Raw genomic sequence first — 18,754 nt, forward strand, 5'->3', positions numbered from 1 at the left:
GGACTAACCATGAAAAAAACAGTGAATCTGCGCCTGACGGCAGAACATCCCATTATGAAAAACCATCTTGTTCACGGTGAATCTGTCATGCCCGGTCTGGCCTACATTGATATGCTGTATCAGCTGGCAAAGCAATGCCTTGATCTTTCATTCCGTTCCATCTGTCTGAAACGGGTGACCATTTATCATCCTTTATCAGTGAAACGGTCAGAGCGGCTTGATGTACATGTCATATTCAGTAAAGAAAAGGAGTTCTGGACAGCCTCGATTTGCGGTGCGGATTCCGGGACGGTTTTCTTATCAGCGGAGGTGCATGAAGGAGTCTTCTCATCAGATAGGCGCCTTGACGCAGGGGAGAAAAAACAACAAGCCGCACTTCCGTCAGTCTCTTTGCATACAGTTTACGAAGCCGCGAGAAGCCGCGGACTGTCGCATGACGGGCTGATGAAGCCGGAGGGAGAGATCTATGCAAATGAAGAGGAATGTTTCCTTGATATTCGGCAGTCTGATTCATGCCAGGAAAATCTCCCCGGCGCTCTCTTTCACCCCGCGCTGATGGACGGTGCCGCCATGGCCTCCGGCGTATTGCAGACAGCTGCAGGCGCCGGTTTGTTTTTACCGATTTATTATGAGTCGTTTATTGCTGCTGAGATCGTTACGGAGCGCTGTTATGCGGTGATTTCGAAAAAATCCGGCACACCTTCAGAAATGGTGAAAATGGATATTGACTTTTACAACCCCAGCGGTGTGCATATTGCTTCACTGCTCGGCCTGACAGCCAAAAAGGTGCGGACAGACCGGCAGCTGATACCAGGCGTTCAGCAGATGGAGGAAACCTTATACCGCATTTTCTCGACATACGCAGGCCGTCCTGTCACAAGAAATGATGCGCACACCGTGTTTTTTGAATTAGGGCTTGAATCGTCACAGCTTCTGGCCATTATTAAAGACATCGAAGGGGCGTTTGAACTGCGGCTGAATCCGACTCTGTTATTTGAGTGCAGCAGCATATCCGAACTGCTTGAAGACATAAAAACAAAAGGAACAGATGAATCTTCCGGCCTTGTCGCGGATGCAGCACCGGTTTCTGAAACGCAATCGGGCAGTCAGACATTTACTTTCTATGAACATGAAGCATTCCTTCAGGATCATCTGGTTTTCGGCAAACCGGCACTGATGGGTGTAGTGTATCCGTGTCTGGTGCTTGAAGCATCCGGAGCGTCTCATTCCGGCACGTATCCCGCCGAGCTGAAAGATATCCGTTTTACGGGAGGGCCCGTCACCCTGGAGCCGGGAGAGGCCGCACAGATTGACATTTCAATTACGGCAGAAAAGAGTGCCGAACGCTTTACCGCAAGCTGCACTGTCTCCGGTAAAGAAAGCCGGAAGACATGTGCCGAAGGAGAAATAAGCAGATATACAGAGGCACCCATAAAAAAATCATATGACGTTGAACAAATGAAGTCGCATGCACAAAAGGTGGCGCCGGATGTCATTTCCCGTCTGTACGATTCGGTTGCCGACTTCACGATAGGCCCGATGCTGAAAACGGTAACGGCGGGATACAAAATGAGTGAGAGCTCTTTTTTATTGCAGCTGGACTTATCAGGAAAAAAAGAAAAAGGCGATCTGCATCACTTTGCATTTGACCCGCTTATATTGAATTCTTGTTATATGTCGCTCGGTGAAGAAGAGTTGCAGCTGAAAAAGCGGATTCACGTCCCGCTCATGATTGAGAGGCTGACGCTTTACGGACCTGTCATGTCTGATACCGTCTATGTGGTGAATACAATCAAACATAAAAAAGACGGGTTTCTCTCATTTGATGCCGCAGTCCTCAGTCATACCGGGGAACAGCTGGCGGAATTGAAAAATGCGTCTGTGAAAGAAGTGCTTCAGCCAAATCGGCTTGAAAATGCGTCTTTTGCCCCGTCCGGGAATCAAAGCCGTCAGAAAACGAAAGGAAACCCGCTGGATATTGCCGTTGTCGGAATTTCCGGCAAGTATCCGCAGGCAGATAATATCGATGCGTTTTGGGATAATCTCAAACAAGGAAAGGATTGTATTACCGAAATTCCGAAAGACCGCTGGAAATGGGAACATTACTTTTCCGAGGACCGGACGGCGCCGGGAGCGATCTACAGCAAATGGGGCGGATTCATTGACGGGATCGCCGATTTTGATCCTGAGTTCTTTAAGATTTCCCCCCGTGAAGCAGAACACCTTGATCCTCAGGAACGGCTGTTTTTAATGCATGCGTGGATGGCCATGGAGGATGCGGGATATACGAGGACATCACCTGAACTGGGCCGTCAGGTAGGTGTGTATGCCGGTGTCATGTATCAGGAATACCCGCTATTCGCGGCTGAAGCGGGAGTGAAAGGACGGCATATCGGGCTCCCAGGCGGGATTTCATCCATTGCTAACCGTGTCTCCTATTTTTGTGATTTTCAAGGGCCGAGCATTTCGGTCGATACGATGTGTTCAGGTTCGCTGACTTCTTTGTACATGGCGTGCCGGGATCTGCGGGATCATCGGATTCGCGCGGCGCTTGCCGGCGGAGTGAATCTCACCGTTCATCCTAACAAGTACTTCATGCTGAGCCAAGGGCAGTTCATCTCATCTAAAGGACATTGCGGGAGTTTCGGCGCCGGGGGTGACGGCTATATTCCGGCAGAAGGGGTCGGAGTGCTGCTTCTTAAACGTTTAGAAGACGCCGTACAAGACGGAGATCGGATTTACGGCGTCATTAAAGGAGCTGCCATCAATCATGGCGGGAGAGCGAGCGGTTACACCGTACCGAACCCTAAGGCGCAAAGCGAAGTCATATCTCTTGCTTTACAGGAGGCGGCGGTATCTCCGGGCCAGATCAGCTATGTGGAAGCGCACGGGACAGGGACGAAATTAGGCGATCCGATTGAAATCCGGGCTTTAACCGATGCATTCGGTGATGTTCCTGAAACATGTCTCATCGGGTCTGTCAAATCAAATATCGGACATGGGGAATCGGTAGCAGGCATCGCTGCTGTCACAAAAGTGCTGCTGCAGATGAAGCACAAACAAATCGCCCCATCTTTGCATGCAGATATTTTAAATCCGAATATCCAATTTGATGAAGGACCGTTTTCCGTCTGCCGTGAATTAACAGATTGGAAACGGATTTCAGCAGACGGAGAAGAACAGCCGCTCAGGGCGGGGATCAGCAGCTTTGGTGCGGGCGGTTCTAACGCGCATATCATTATTGAAGAATATGAGGCTCCTGTAAAACAAGCGATCAGCAGCCAAGAGCCGGCTGTCATTCTGCTGTCTGCAAAAAATGGGGAGCGTCTGACAGAATATGCGGAGCGCCTTCTTGCTTTTCTTCAAAAGAAGCATACGGATAAGCCGGACTTATTTGATGTCGCATATACTTTACAGGCGGGGCGGGAAGCGATGGATGAGCGGCTGGCTCTCATTGCGGACTCCCTTAAGGAGCTGAAGGACAAGCTCAGATCGTACTTGGAAAATGAAAACGCACCGCATCTTTACAGGGGGCGGGCAAAGCGAAATCATGAGACAGTGGCTGTGTTTGAATCTGATGAAGATTTGCAGGAAGCCATGGTCAAATGGCTGAAAAAGAGAAAGTACGGTCATTTGCTGAACATGTGGGTGCAGGGAGTCGATGTGGACTGGAACTTGTTATATTCGGGACAAAAACCCCGGAGAATCAGCCTTCCCGCCTATCCGTTTGCAAAGGTCAGGTGCTGGATTCAAGATGAAGCCGAGGCGGTTTCAAAAAGGGATGACGGCAAAACGGTGATCCATCCGCTGCTTCATGAAAACACATCCGATCTTTGGGAGCTGAAATTCACCTCTGTTTTTACCGGACGGGAATTCTTTTTCACTGATCACACAGTCAATGGGCAGAAGGTGCTCCCGGGAGCCGCCATGATCGAAATGGTCAGGGCGGCCGTTGAGCGTGCCGCATACGCTGTGCCGGACGGACGTAAAGGAATGTATTTGAAAGATCTCATATGGATGAGGCCTGTTGTTCATAAGGGGACAGATGTAGAAGTCCATATCAGCCTTATCCTTAAGGAAAATGAAGACATTGAATTTACGATTTACAGCCTATCGGAAAAACCTGGGGGAGAACGGCTGTTATACAGTAAAGGCACCGCGGTATCAGGAGAGATAGCAGCGGTTCCGTCAGTTCACTTAGAGGGCTGGCTGTCCGGCTGCAGCCAATCGGTTATGACGTCTGATGAGGTTTATCAGGCTTTCCGGCATGCGGGTATGATATACGGGCCGAGCCATCAAGGAATTGATCAGCTGATGATCGGAGAGAGGGGGGCTGCAGCCCGGCTGTCGCTGCCGGAACCGGCAGACAGTACCGCCGATCAGTTTGTCATCCATCCGAGCCTTCTAGATGCCGCGTTTCAGGCGTCACTGGGTGCCGGTTCAGATACTGCCGGAGACACTCCGTTGCTGCCGTTTTCCCTGCGGCAGGCAGAAATATTTCAGCCGACTCAGAAAACGATGTGGGCGCTTGTCCGCAAACAGAGCGATCGGTCAGGTAACGAAGCGCTGACGCTGGATATTGATTTATGTGATGAAAACGGCGCTGTTTGTATGAGATTGACAGGCTTCTCCTGCCGGGCTGTCCGGCAGACAAACCAAACCGAAAGCAAACGGCAGGAAGTTCAGACGGCGATGCTTGCCCCTGTTTGGGACAAAACTTTCTTTTCTCTGGAAGAAAATCGAGCGGTTGATCAGGAACAATTGCTGATCATCGGTAAGCCGGGAAATACCATAAAGGCTGCGGCAAAAATGTGGCCCCGCGCCCATCTGGAGGAGACGCCGGATCATTCAAGTGAGCAAACATTACGTGAATTGACAGCCGGGTATCAGGATATCCGCCATTTCTTATGGATTGCGCCCGATCGTTTCGCACCCGCATCCGTCAGTCAGGAAATGCTTGATGAGCAGGAGAATGGGGTGATTCAATGTTTCCGTTTCATCAAAGCGCTGCTGTCACTCGGGTATGGAAACCGAAACATCAGCTTTACGGCGGTCACCCGGCAGACACAGTCCGTGTATCTGGGTGATCTGCCGCAGCCTGAGCATGCAGGCGTACACGGTTTGATCGGTTCATTGGCAAAAGAATATCCGAACTGGGACATCAGGCTGATTGATGCAGAAGAAGGCAGTGATTCGTCTGAGATGAAAAACATCTGGAGCCTTCCTCCAGATCCGGACGGAAATGCTGCCGCGTACCGTAACGGAGCTTGGCACAAGCAAAAAACAGTCCGGGTGCTGACAAGTTCCGCTCCGCGTATGTCGTACAGAGAAGGCGGCGTTTATGCTGTCATCGGCGGAGCGGGCGGCATCGGAGAAGCATGGAGCAAATACATGATCACCCGTTACAAGGCACGGATTATATGGATCGGCAGGCGGCCGAAGGATCAGGAGATTCAGAGCAAAATAGACAGGCTGGCGCTATCAGGCCCCGCGCCGCATTATATACAGGCTGATGCTCAAGATGCCGCCGCGCTTAAAGCGGCCGTCCGTTCCGTAAGAGAGCAGTACGGCAATATAACGGGAGTCATCCATTCCGCGATAACGCTTGCCGACAAAAGTATGGCGAATATGGATGAAGCTTCTTTCAGAAACGCTTTTTCAGCTAAGGTGAATACGAGCGTCCGAATGATCGAAGCTTTTAAGGGAGAACCGCTTGATTTTGTGCTGTTTTTCTCATCCGTTAATTCTTTCACAAAAAATGCCGGGCAAAGCAACTATGCGGCAGGGTGTACATTTCAAGACGCCTTTGCCCGCCATATCGCTTCCTTTGTTGATTGTGAAGTGAAAGTCATGAATTGGGGATATTGGGGCAGTCTGGGCGTTGTCTCAGACCCGTCTTACAGAAAACGGATGGAGGCGTCAGGGATCGGTTCTATTGAACCCGATGAAGCAATGGAGGCGCTGGAAGTCTTACTATCAGAACCGTTCAGCCAAGCGGCATTCATCAAAGCTGCTCCGCACGGCTTAGCCGCACTGACGAATCAAGATGCAATAACGGTTGTATCCGGCCCGGAGCCTTCATTTATGGAAAGCGTCAAGCGGCAAAATCCGGATCGGAATGAACGGCTTGAGACTTTAAAACGAGAAATGGAGTTGCGCATATGAACAGCCTTCTTTGCAAACTGCTATTTTACCAATTACAATCACTCGGTTTTTTCAGCGAGCCTGTCACCACAGCTGCAGCATCCATGCGGAACGCCGGCGTGATCGGCACATACGGAAAATGGCTGGAAGAAAGCCTGAATCTATTAAAAGAAAACGGATATATTGCGTATGACGGATACACGATCACTCTTCTCACGGATCAGCGCCCGGACGGCCGCACAGTCTGGAATGAGTGGAATGCCCATAAACGCCTGCTTCCAAATGGGGAGCTTGCGCAAGCTGAATTGGCCGAGGCGACGATAAAATCGATGCCTTCAATTTTAAAAGGGGAACGTCCGGCTACGGATATCGTATTTCCCGATTCATCAATGCGGCTCGTTGAAGGTGTTTATAAGCATAATCCCGTTGCGGATTATTTTAATGAAGTGTTAGCAGATTCCGCGGCCGCTTACCTGAAAGCCTATCTTACAGAACACCCCGATGCCGGCATCAGGCTGATAGAAGTAGGGGCCGGGACGGGCGGAACGAGCGCCATGCTGTTTACAAAACTGCAACCATTTGCAAAACAGATTGCGGAATATTGTTATACAGACGTTTCTAAAGCTTTTTTAATGCATGCCGAACAGGAATATGGACCTGATGTGCCGTATTTGACAACAGCCTTGTTTAATGCGGAGGAGCCTTGCGAATCACAAAATATCAAAACGGGTGTTTACGATATTGTCATCGCCGCCAATGTGCTTCACGCCACAAAAAATATCGGTTTGACACTGCGCCGTCTGAAAGCGCTTCTGAAATACAACGGGATGATTCTGATAAACGAAATCAGCGATCGTTCTGTTTTTACCCATTTAACCTTCGGGCTGCTTGACGGCTGGTGGTCCTATGAGGATGCTGAGCTTCGGATTCCGGGAAGTCCCGGCTTATATCCAAAATCGTGGGAGCGTGTGCTGCATTCGGAAGGATACAGAGCGGTTTGTTTCCCTGCTGAAACGGCTCATGATTTAGGTCAGCAGATTATCGCAGCTGAGAGTGACGGACTCGTCCGGATGCAAGGTATCAGAGACGGCAGAAAGCCATACGCCGCCCCGTCCGAAGTTTTTCGAAAGCCCACACAGCCTGTTTCCCGCAGCCGCGCGCCAGAGGAGCATCAAGCTGTTAAGGCTGATGGCGAATCGGTCGCTTCCCATGTCCGCTCTGTCATCAAAACAAGTATTGCCGATGTATTAAAAATGAAAGAAGAGGATATTCAGGAAGAACTGAATTTCTCTGAATACGGCATTGATTCCATTTTGGCCGTCAATGTGATTAACGAGATTAATAAGCGATTGAATCTTACACTGCAGACAACGATTTTATTTGATTATTATCATGTGAAACTGCTGACCGGTTATATCTCGGCAGAATATGAAACCACCATAGCCTCATCTCTGAAGACCGAAAGAGAGAAAATCCGCCCGGCGCTTCAGGAAGAACGGCCTGCTGAAAAACCTTTGCAGACGGAAAGAAAGGAAAACGGTTATCAGAAACCGAAACAAGAACGTATGCCGCCTTCTTTCGCAAAGCCCGATGACTCGGGAATGTTCCGGGTTGTGATTGACCGTCCGGGCGGCATTGAAGATCTGACGATTGCCCGCAGTGAAGTGCCCGAGACAAAAGATGACGAAGTTCAAATAGCCGTCCGCGCCTTTTCTTTAAACTTCGGAGACTTGCTTTGTGTCAGAGGGCTGTACCCGACGATGCCGCCTTATCCGTTCACTCCGGGATTTGAAGCAAGCGGCGTCGTGATCAAGACAGGGAGGCATGTAACATCCGTTATTCCAGGTGATGAAGTGATTGTCGGCATGGGAGAGGAATTTGGATCTCAGGCGAATCTCATCACATGTAAAGAACATCAAGTCTATCATAAACCGGCCCGGCTGACCTTTGAAGAAGCATGCGCTCTTCCCACCGTGGCGGTGACAATGATAGACGCCTTCCGGAAAGCCGGACTTAAAAAAGGCGAAAAAATATTAATTCAGACCGCGACGGGAGGAACGGGGCTGATCGCGGTGCAAATGGCCCGGCATATCGGCGCGGAAATATATGCCACGGCCGGATCACAGAAAAAAATTAAGTATTTGCATTCGCTCGGGATCCGCAATACCATTTGCTATTTAGAAGAAGACTTTGAAACGGAAATCATGCGAATGACCGGCGGCCGCGGGGTGGACGTAGTCATTAATACCCTGGCCGGTGATGCCATGCAAAAAGGAATGAATTGCCTGGCGCCGGGCGGAAGATATATCGAAATTGCCATGACTGCGCTGAAATCCGCTAAATCAGTCGACTTGTCCGTCCTTCATAACAATCAATCGTTTCACAGCGTGGATTTGCGGAAGCTGTCCCTTCAAAATCCGGATCAGGTCAAGGACTATCAATTGGAACTGCAGCGGCTGGCGGAAGAGGGAGTCATTCAGCCTGTCATCTCAAAAATCTTTTCCTTTGAAGACATAAAAGAAGCGTATCACTGTCTGGATGACCGCGGAAATATCGGGAAAATCGTCATCAGCGTTTCTGAACCGTATCAAAGGACGTACCGCCCCAAACAAAAGGATCCGGCCGATACAGTCAAATCAGCAGCTGTGTTACCTGAAAAAGAACCGATCGCGATTATCGGGATGAGCGGGCGGTTTGCTGAATCGGAGAATGTCCATGAGTTTTGGGAAAACTTAGCCGCCGGACGGGATCTGATTAAAAAAGCAGACAGATGGGATGTCTCTGACAGCCAATGCCAGTATGGCAGTTTTATAGAGGGCATTGAATGTTTTGACCCCGTTTTCTTTAATATATCGGGACGTGAAGCGACCTATATGGACCCTCAGCAGAGGCTGTTTTTGGAAGAAACATGGAAAGCGCTTGAAGATGCGGGATATGCGGGAGACTCGGTAAAAGGCCGGGAATGCGGCGTGTATGCCGGCTCCTGCGGCGGAGATTACCAGGCCATTTTTAAACAGCAGGGGCCCGCGCAGGCTTTTTGGGGCAATCATAATTCTGTCACTCCGGCAAGGATCGCCTATCACCTTAATTTACAAGGTCCGGCGATCACTGTTGATACAGCATGTTCCAGTTCGCTGACAGCCATTCATTTGGCATGTCAGGGGCTCTGGACGAAAGAAACGGAAATGGCGGTGGCGGGCGGGGTTTTCATTCAATCCACTCCCGCTTTTTATCAGTCGTCAAATAAGGCGAATATGCTGTCACCGACCGGGCGCTGCCATACGTTTGATCAAAGCGCGGACGGCTTCGTGCCGGGTGAAGGCGTGGGAGCCGTGGTGCTGAAACGTCTTAGCGACGCCGTTAGTGACGGAGATCATGTGTACGGCGTCATAAAAGGCTCTGCAATGAATCAGGACGGCACTACAAACGGAATAACCGCTCCAAGCGCGCTTTCTCAAGAACGATTGGAGCGGCATGTCTATGATACTTTTCACATTGATCCGGAAACCATTCAAATGGTGGAAGCTCACGGAACGGGCACTGCACTGGGCGACCCGATCGAATTCGGCGCCTTAACGCGCGCTTTCCGCCGCTATACGGATAAAAAAGGATATTGCGCCATCGGCTCTGTGAAAACCAATCTCGGACATGCCGCTGCGGCCGCGGGGATGGCCGGACTGTTTAAAATCCTGCTGTCGCTGAAGCATCGGCAGATTCCGGCTTCCCTGCATTTTCATCAAGCCAATCAGCATATTCAAATTGCGGACAGTCCGTTTTTTGTTAATGAAAAGCTGATACCGTGGGAACGGAATCCGGATGCACCGCGCAGAGCCGCCATCAGTTCATTCGGATTCAGCGGAACAAATGCCCATCTTGTTATTGAAGAGGCGCCGCAAACCGTGCGCCGGTCACCGGCAAAACCGGCCTGCCTCATTCCTTTATCTGCGCGGACGGAGCGTCAGCTGGAAATTCAGGCAGAACGCCTGCTGGATGTTCTCAGTAAGAACAAAGATAGCGATCTGGGAAATATAAGTTATACCCTCCTGCTCGGCAGAAAGCATCTGCATCACCGGTTTGCCTGTATCGTAAGCAGCGCAGACGAACTGAAGCGGGTATTATCGGAGTGGCTTGTAAAAAGAGAGCTTCCGAGTGTGTTTGTGTCCAATTTGAAGGATCAGAAGCCGGCAGAAGAAGCCGGAATGAAAACATTCGGAATGGAGTGCATTGAACAGTGCCGCTCGGCGGCTTCGCCCGCACAGTACAGAGAAAGCCTGGCACATATCGCTGACCTTTTTTGCAGAGGATATGACCTTCCTTTTACACGGCTTTTTGATGGAGGGCAATATTATAAAACGCCGCTGCCTGCCTACCCGTTTTTAAAAGAAAGGTATTGGGCGGCTGATATAAACAGTTCTTTATCAGGTCAAGCCATGAAAAAGTCTGAAACGCAAACCGTTCTCCCGTCTTCGCCACAGCCTGAACATGAAGGACTGATTTCTCTGAGTCCTTTAACTGAGATCGAAATGACAGCGTTTGAACCGGAGACATTGCAAAAACCGATCGTGTTACAGCCTTTGGATTGTACTGGTTCTGTCCAGCAGCCAGAAAACGCCGTTTCCGAAGACAATAGAACATTGCTTGAAGAATTGAGGATAAGCCTGGCAGATATTTTATTTTTGTCACCGGAAGATATTGATGCTGAAGAGCCTTTCATCGATATGGGGCTTGACTCCATTATCGGGGTTGAATGGATACAAACAGTAAATAAAACGTACCACACTGAGATTACAGCCAATAAGGTGTATGAACACCCGACGCTTGAGGAGCTTGCGGAATATATATCAGGGCAAATAAAGAAACCCGAGTATGCTGAAGCGGAGGAAACAGCGGTACGTCCGCAAATCCCGGAAGCAGAAACCCTCCTTGCCGGCATCTCTGACGGCACTTTGCGCAAAGAGCTCAAAGAAAGCCTTGCGGACATCCTGTTTCTGAAGCCGGAAGATATTGATGAGCATGAGGCATTCATTGATATGGGGCTGGATTCTATTATCGGTGTGGAATGGGTTCAGTCCATTAATAAAACCTATCAAGCGTCTATTACGGCAAATCTGGTCTATGAATATCCGACAATCGCAAAATTAGCCGGGTATCTGACCGGTTCTGTCCAAAAAGACACTGAGGAAGTACATGGGGAACATACGAAACAAAACGATATATCAGAAGAGGCAGATGATCAAGAGCCGCCCGAGCTGATCTGTCTTAACCCGGAAGGAAAGGGAAGACCGATTTTCTGGTTTCATTCCGCGCTGGGGGCAGTGGAGCTGTACCAGCCTGTTGCCGAACGGACCGGGCGTCCTTTTTACGGAATTCAGGCAAGAGGATGGATGACAGACCGGGAACCGATCCGCGGCATTAAACACATGGCGGAATATTACGTTAAGCTCATACGTACCGTGCAGCCCCGGGGTCCTTACGATGTAGGGGGCTATTCATTAGGGGGCATGCTCGCTTATGAAGTCACCCGGCAATTGCAGCTGGCTGGAGAAACCGTTGAATCAATCGTCATGCTCGACTCCTTTGACGCGGCGGGTGCGCGGGAAATAAACATTCCTGATGAATTATTTGATAAAAATATGATGCTGCAGACGGTGAACATGGCTTTATTTGCACCAATCTATCAACATCCGGAACGCATTTCTGAAACCTTGATTCACCGTGATGAACTGAATGCCGATCTTCATGAAGACATATTTTTAGAGCAATTAATAGCAAAAGCCAAACAGCGGGGGTTAACGAAGACAGACGCGTTGGTGAAAAATCTGATCAGGCAGAATATAAACGTTCAGGACGCTTACGAAATCACTGATTACGAACTCCTGCCGCTTCCGGATCCGAACGGGGTGACATGCTATTATTTCCGAAATAAAAACGGTATTTTCTTGGGTGAGCTTGATCCGTATTTTACGATCAGGGCCGATATTTTATCTGCTGATTTCGTCAACTACTGGAGCCAGTGGGAAGAGCATATGACAAATATCGCCATCATGGATGTGGCAGTATCCAACCATATGACGTTATTGGCTGAAGACAGCGCAGCTGAAACGATTTCTGAATTTTGCGGCGTTTTATATTCGGCAGACGGAATGACAGAACACAGCTTCCTGCAGCTGCAGGAAAAGATAATGAACGTGCATGGTGAGATGCAAAAGCAGCCCGCCAAAACAAGACCGTAAATTCACATATCCGCCCGCCGGGTTTACCCGTAAGCTTTGGCGGGTCTTTTCAAATCTTGGACACATCTTGGAGGAATGAAAATGACCAGTTTAACAAAAATCAGACAGCAGCAGCCGTACAAGTGGTACCAAACGATGAGAGAAACCTCTCCCGTTCATTACAATGAAAAGGAAGATTTCTGGGAAATCTTCACCTATGATGAAGTGAAGCGGGTGATTTCTGACTACAGTCATTTTTCTTCCGATCATAAATACTTAAGTGCGGACAAGCAGGAAAAAATGATCCGGCATATTAACAAAGACAGCCTTTTGAAAATGGACCCGCCTGAACACACCGTCTTCAGAAAATTGGTCAATCAGCCGTTCATGCCGAAATCGGTTGAGACTCTTACACCGCGTATAGCCGCTATCGCTGATGACCTGCTTCAGGCCGTCCGTTCAAAAGGCAGGATGGACATTATTGAAGATTACGCATTTCCGCTTCCGATTATCGTGATCGCAGAGCTGTTAGGATTTCCTCCGAAAGACAGGGATATCTTTAAAAACTGGGTCGACCAAAGCCAGAATGTAAAAGATGAAAAGAAAATGAATGAAGTGCAAAAGCAGATGATCGGATACTTCATGCAGTTTATTTTACAGCGGAGAAAACAGCCGGAAAATGATTTAATCAGCCATTTAATTTCAGCTGATTTAGACGGAGAGCCGCTGTCAGACAAGCAATTAATCGGTTTTTGCGGCTTGTTGATCGTCGCGGGGCACGTAACGACGGAAAATGTGATCGGAAATTCATTTCTCAGTCTCAAGGAGTTTCCGCATATTCTGCCCCGGCTGCTTGAAAATAAGGCGTTCCTCCCTGACTTTATTGAGGAAGTCATCCGTCTCAGACCTTCCATTCAGCGGGTAACCCGCTATACTGCGATTGAGAGCGAGATTGGCGGAAAAACGATTCCGGCCGGAGAAAAAGTGTATGCGTGGATTGGATCGGCGAACAGAGATGAAAAGAAGTTTGAAAATGCCGATCAAATTGATTTGGGACGAAAGCCGAATCAGCATTTGTCATTCGGTCAGGGCAGCCATTATTGTTTAGGAGCGCCGCTGGCCCGGCTTGAAGCGAAAATTGCGCTTTCTCACTTTTTTGAACAGATGCCCGCATGGCGTTTTACTGAGGATCAAGAGCCGAATCTGGTTCCGAGCCCTGTATTTCACGGCGTTGACAGGCTGCTTGTTGAGTTTTGAGCGAAAAAATAAAAGAGGCTTCACGTGAAGCCTCTTTACTCTGGGGGCTTGGAGAAATGAATGTAGGAATCGAAGCAATGAACGTGTTTGGCGGAACCGCGTATGTAGACGTCATGGAGCTTGCGGAACATCGGAATCTGGATAAAAAAAGGTTTGAGAACCTGCTGATGAAAGAAAAAGTGGTGGCGCTTCCGTTTGAAGATCCGATTACGTTCGCCGTAAATGCCGCAAAACCGATTATCGACTCTCTGTCAGAAGAGGAACGGAATCAGATTGAAATGGTCATTACCTGTACGGAATCCGGGATTGATTTTGGCAAATCCATCAGTACATACGTCCATGATTATTTGCAGCTGAAGCGGAATTGCCGGTTATTTGAGGTGAAACAGGCTTGCTATTCTTTAACGGCCGGATTTCAAATGGGCGTGAATTTCATCTTATCGCAAACATCACCGGGAGCGAAAGCGCTCATCATCGGAACGGATATTTCCCGTTTTTTAGTGGCTGAAGGCGGTGACGCGTTGACGGAGGAATGGTCCTATGCCGAACCGAGTGCGGGGGCGGGAGCTGTGGCGCTTTTAGTCAGCAGCACCCCTCATGTCTTTTTGCTTGATCAAGGCGCAAGCGGGTATTACGGGTATGAAGTCATGGATACCTGCCGCCCGATTCCGGATAGTGAAGCGGGGGATGCTGATCTGTCGCTCATGTCTTATTTGGACTGCTGTGAAAAATCATTTCAGGAATACCGAAAGCGTGTGAGCGGGGCGGATTATAAGAGTACATTTCAATACCTTTCTTTTCATACTCCGTTTGGCGGAATGGTAAAAGGAGCGCATCGGACGATGATGAGAAAATTGGCAAAGGCTAAGCCGCAAGACATTGAAGCGGATTTTCAGCAACGCGTGCTGCCTGGGATTCAATACTGTCAGCGCGTAGGCAACATCATGGGAGCCACCGTATTTTTATCTCTTGCCAGCACGATTGATAACGGCTCTTTTGAAACGCCGAAACGCGTCGGCTGTTTTTCATACGGTTCGGGCTGCTGCTCTGAATTTTACAGCGGCGTCGTTATGCCGCAAAGCCGGACACGGCAGAATCAATTTCAGATCAGCCGGCATTTGGATGAACGCGTCCGTTTATCGATGGCTGATTATGATCGGCTGCTCCAAGACAGCGGCATCGTAAAATTCGGCACAAGAAATGCCGCACCCGCAGCAGACATCCCGAATGCGCATCAAGGAAAAACGCGATTGGTGCTGACTGAAATAAAAGAGTTTCACAGAAAGTATGAATGGGCGACCTAATATCAGAAACACTCAGAGCCGGAAAGGCTTGAATATTTTTAAAGAAGCGGAGAATAAACATGAATCCAATGATCGATGTACAGGAAACAGAACCGGGCATTGTGCAGGTCACAATGCAGGATACGGCCGGGAAAAACGGGCTGTCAGAAGAGTTTGTAAGAGAGCTGCACCGGGTATTCCAAGACATCAATGCCCATCCGTCCTATAAAACCGTCCTTCTGACGGGTTACGGAAATTATTTCTGCACGGGAGGAACGCAGGAGGGGCTTTTGACCATTCAGAGCGGAAAGCTCCAATTTACAGATTTAAAGCTTCACAGTCTTTTATTGGATTGCAGGATTCCCGTGATTTCCGTCATGCAGGGGCATGCGATCGGAGCCGGCTTTACGATCGGTCTGAGCTCGGATTTCGTGATTTTAAGCAGAGAGAGTTTTTATTCTTGTAATTATATGAAGTACGGATTTACACCGGGAATGGGCGCGACGTATATTGTGCCTGAAAAACTGGGAATTGTCCTCGGGGAAGAAATGCTGTTTACGGCCGCAAATTTCAGCGGCGCCGCTCTGGAAAAAAGGGGAGTTCCGTTTGAAGTGCTGCCGAAAAAAGACGTCCTTCAAAGAGGCCGCGAATTGGCCCGGCTGCTGGCGGATAAACCGAGAGCCTCACTGGTTGCGCTGAAAACCAATGTGACCGCACGGATCAAAAGAGAGCTGACAAAAGCGGTTGAGGAAGAGGTGAACATGCACGAAGCCACATTCCATCTTCCTGAAGTAAAAGAGAGAATCAGCCGCTTATACGGCAGTTAAACAGAATGAAAAAAGCATGGGAAGCCCCATGCTTTATGATTGGTCCGTCTTTTGCAGCACGGAGCCTGTGAATTGTTCTTTAATTTCGGCGCTTCGGGCTGCGGTTTCTGTAATGCAGTGAATGATGGCTTCTTCAAAGCGGCGCTCGTTTAATGCGCGAAGGCCTGCCTCGGTTGTGCCGCCAGGGCTTGTGATTTCCTTGCGCAGGCGCTCAGGGCGTTTGCTGCTTTTTCTGAGCATTTCCGTCGCCCCGGCCATGGTTTGTAAAATCAGCTCTTTTGCCTTTTCTTCCGGCAGACCGACTTGAAGGGCGGCTTTTTCCATCGCTTCGACATACCGGTACACATAGGCGGGGCCGCTTCCGGCGATGGCTGTGACGGCATCAAGGTGTTTTTCTTCAAAGAGCGTCGCTTCTCCGATTGTTTCCAGCAGCTCTTTTGCCGTCCGGATTTCTGCCTCACTCGCCTCAGAGCTTGCGGAAAAACCGGTCGCCGATTGCTGAATGGCCGCGGATGTATTCGGCATCGCCCGGATGATGGTGAGCTTTCTGCCGAAATATTGCTGAATGGTGTGAATCGTCAGCCCTGCGATCACAGAAATCACAAGCTGATCTTTCACGTATTCGCGAATGTTTTCAATGCTTTCTGCCGCATCTTTCGGTTTAAAGGCGAGAACGATAATGTCGGTCTTGCTGAAAAACTCTTCTTTATCCCGGCACGGTTTCACTCCGTACGTTTTATGGAGCTCTTCAAGCCGGCTGTCATTTGACCGGTTTGTCATGTATATATGCCCGGGGGCCGTCAGTCCGCTTTGCAGCAGTCCGTTCACCATTGCTTCCGCCATTGATCCGGCTCCGATAAACCCGATTTTCTTCATATAAATCCTCCTTCTTTCCAAAACACAAAAAAACCTTCCCGTCAAAAAGGACGAAAAGGTTTCGCGGTACCACCTTACATTAGCACGAATCAGCCGTGCTCAGCTCAAATCCCGTAACGAGGGGATACGTTTAGGTTTTCCTAACCGCTCTGAGGGCAGGTTCTGTAAACAAGAGGGCCGCAATGTCTTTCAGCCGGGGACATTGCTCTCTGCTGCCGTTGTTTATATACTAGTTCCTCGTCATCGCGTTCCGTGTTTTCTAGTTTGTTGTTCATTATGCTATGCGGCAGAGCGGGATGTCAATCTTTTTTTCTGATATACGGCAATAATGACACAGGGAAGAGAAAAGGCTAAAATATGAGTATTCAGGAATGAAAAGAACGAAGGAGCGTAAATATGGCAGCGAGAAAGATCATTCCGATACGTGTACCGACTCCCTTTGCAGTCGGCGACGTTATCGTTTATTTAGTAAAAGATGAAGCCTTAACCCTCATTGATTGCGGCCCGAATACAAAGGAAGCGGCTGAATCGCTCTTTATGCAGCTTAAAGAACACGGTGTTTCTGCGGCGGATATAGATCAGGTGGTGCTCACTCATCATCACGCAGATCATTCAGGTTTGCTGCACCTTTTTTCCGATGATACGGAAGTAATCGGGCATCCGCTGAATGACAGGTATATTACTCAGAACCAGTCGTATATCGCCCGGCAGGAGGATTTTTTTCTGTCGCTTATGACAGAGATGGGCGTTCCTCTGACATATGAAGACATACATAAAACAGTTAAGCTGTCATACTTATTTTCTGCAAACCGTCCGTTAACGAAAACAGTGGGCGAAGGCGGAAAAATTGACGGGCTGGACGGCTGGACGGTGCTCGAAATCCCGGGGCATGCCGCGTCTCACATTGCGCTTTATCATGAAAAAAACGGTGAAATGTTCAGCGGCGATCTGCTTTTGTCCAACAGCTCCACAAATCCGATTTTGGAGGCTCCGGAAAAGGGGAGCGTGCGCACGTCTCCGATGCTGGACTATTTGAAATCAATGAAGCGGCTGTATGATATCAACCCGTCCCTTTTATATCCGGGACACGGCGAGCTGCTGAAAGACGTTAGGTCTGCTGCTGACAGGCGGCTCGAAAAACAGCGAAATCGGGCGGAATATGTGCTGCACCTGCTGTCAGAGGAAACGCTGACGGCTTTCCAAGTATGCCGGCGGCTGTTTCCGGCTGTGTACGAAAATGAATTGTTTTTAACGATGTCAGAAACGATCGGCCATCTTGACGTGCTGGCTGCAAAAGGGAAGGCCGAATCCTTTCAGTCGGGAAATACTCTGATGTTTAAAGCTGTGAAGGGGTGAAGGTAATGGGCAGATTAACGGATAAGCGGATTTGGATCACCGGGGCATCCGGCGGACTCGGAGAACGGCTTGCATATTCCTGCGCGGCAGAAGGGGCTCATGTTTTTTTATCCGCAAGGCGGGAGGACCGCTTGCAGGAAGTAAAAAAAACGATTACTTCGCGGGGCGGACAGTGTGATGTCATTCCGTTTGACGTCCGGCATGCAGAAGAGGCTGAAAACGTAAGGCGTTTGATCGGCCATGTTGACGTATTAATCAATAACGCCGGGTTCGGCATTTTTGAAACTGCCGCTGATGCATCTTTGGATGATATGAAGGCGATGTTTGAAGTCAATGTATTCGGATTAATTGCCTGTACGAAAGCCTGTCTTCCGGTGATGCTTCACGCCAAAAGCGGCCATATTATCAATATCGCTTCACAGGCCGGCAAACTGGCGACGCCGAAATCAAGCCTTTATTCCGCTACGAAACACGCCGTTTTAGGGTATTCCAATGCGCTGCGGCTCGAGCTGGCCGGTTCGGGTGTAGCTGTGACAACGGTTAATCCCGGCCCGATCAAAACAGACTTCTTTACAATTGCAGATAAAGAGGGCGGTTATGTGAAAAGCGTCGGCAGGTGGATGCTTGATGCCGACCATGTGGCAGAGCGCATTACGTCCGTGATTTTGACGGATAAACGGGAAATGAATCTTCCGCGATGGATGAGTTTCGGGACGAAGCTGTATCAGCTTTTCCCATCGTTTACAGAAAAACTGGCCGGCCGCGCATTAAAGAAAAAGTAACAAGGAGGAGAGAGCAA

At 49.3% G+C, this 18,754-nt stretch carries 8 protein-coding genes; 7 read left to right on the forward strand and 1 reads right to left on the reverse strand.

Annotated elements, in window-relative coordinates; genetic code table 11:
- Positions 1-9 precede the first annotated feature (9 nt).
- The 5 genes from ACQE26_RS12250 (at position 10) to ACQE26_RS12270 (ending at position 15,723) form a co-directional block, all read left to right on the forward strand.
- Positions 10-6,165 carry a type I polyketide synthase gene (locus tag ACQE26_RS12250; protein WP_500469563.1) on the forward strand — a complete coding sequence of 2,052 codons (6,156 nt, stop codon included), beginning with the start codon at positions 10-12 and terminating at the stop codon, positions 6,163-6,165.
- Positions 6,162-12,377 (forward strand): beta-ketoacyl synthase N-terminal-like domain-containing protein, encoded by a 6,216-nt coding sequence (locus ACQE26_RS12255; protein ID WP_500469565.1) that lies wholly within the window; start codon positions 6,162-6,164, stop codon positions 12,375-12,377. Before ACQE26_RS12250 ends, ACQE26_RS12255 begins: the two co-directional genes overlap by 4 nt.
- Before the next feature lie 81 nt (positions 12,378-12,458).
- A complete protein-coding gene (locus ACQE26_RS12260) occupies positions 12,459-13,613 on the forward strand; it encodes a cytochrome P450 (RefSeq protein WP_500469566.1) in 1,155 nt (384 codons plus the stop codon).
- 56 nt (positions 13,614-13,669) lie between these two features.
- On the forward strand, positions 13,670-14,917 hold the full coding sequence (locus ACQE26_RS12265; protein WP_500469568.1) for a hydroxymethylglutaryl-CoA synthase family protein: 1,248 nt from the start codon (positions 13,670-13,672) through the stop codon (positions 14,915-14,917).
- A 59-nt stretch (positions 14,918-14,976) separates the two neighbouring features.
- Entirely contained in the window at positions 14,977-15,723 is a 747-nt protein-coding gene (locus ACQE26_RS12270) for a polyketide synthase (RefSeq protein ID WP_016939192.1), read from the forward strand.
- A 33-nt stretch (positions 15,724-15,756) separates the two neighbouring features.
- Here the strand turns inward: ACQE26_RS12270 and proC are convergent, their stop codons facing one another.
- Positions 15,757-16,599, reverse strand: coding sequence for a pyrroline-5-carboxylate reductase (gene proC / locus ACQE26_RS12275; RefSeq protein WP_060964837.1), 843 nt, complete (start codon positions 16,597-16,599; stop codon positions 15,757-15,759).
- Positions 16,600-16,995: 396 nt separating this feature from the next.
- On the opposite strand from proC, the gene ACQE26_RS12280 reads away from it, so the two are divergent.
- Entirely contained in the window at positions 16,996-17,955 is a 960-nt protein-coding gene (locus ACQE26_RS12280) for an MBL fold metallo-hydrolase (RefSeq protein ID WP_060964838.1), read from the forward strand.
- A gap of 5 nt (positions 17,956-17,960) precedes the next feature.
- Positions 17,961-18,737 (forward strand): SDR family NAD(P)-dependent oxidoreductase, encoded by a 777-nt coding sequence (locus ACQE26_RS12285; RefSeq protein WP_500469571.1) that lies wholly within the window; start codon positions 17,961-17,963, stop codon positions 18,735-18,737.
- Positions 18,738-18,754 lie beyond the last annotated feature (17 nt).

This window comes from Bacillus sp. 5RYD7K (genome assembly GCF_059831465.1).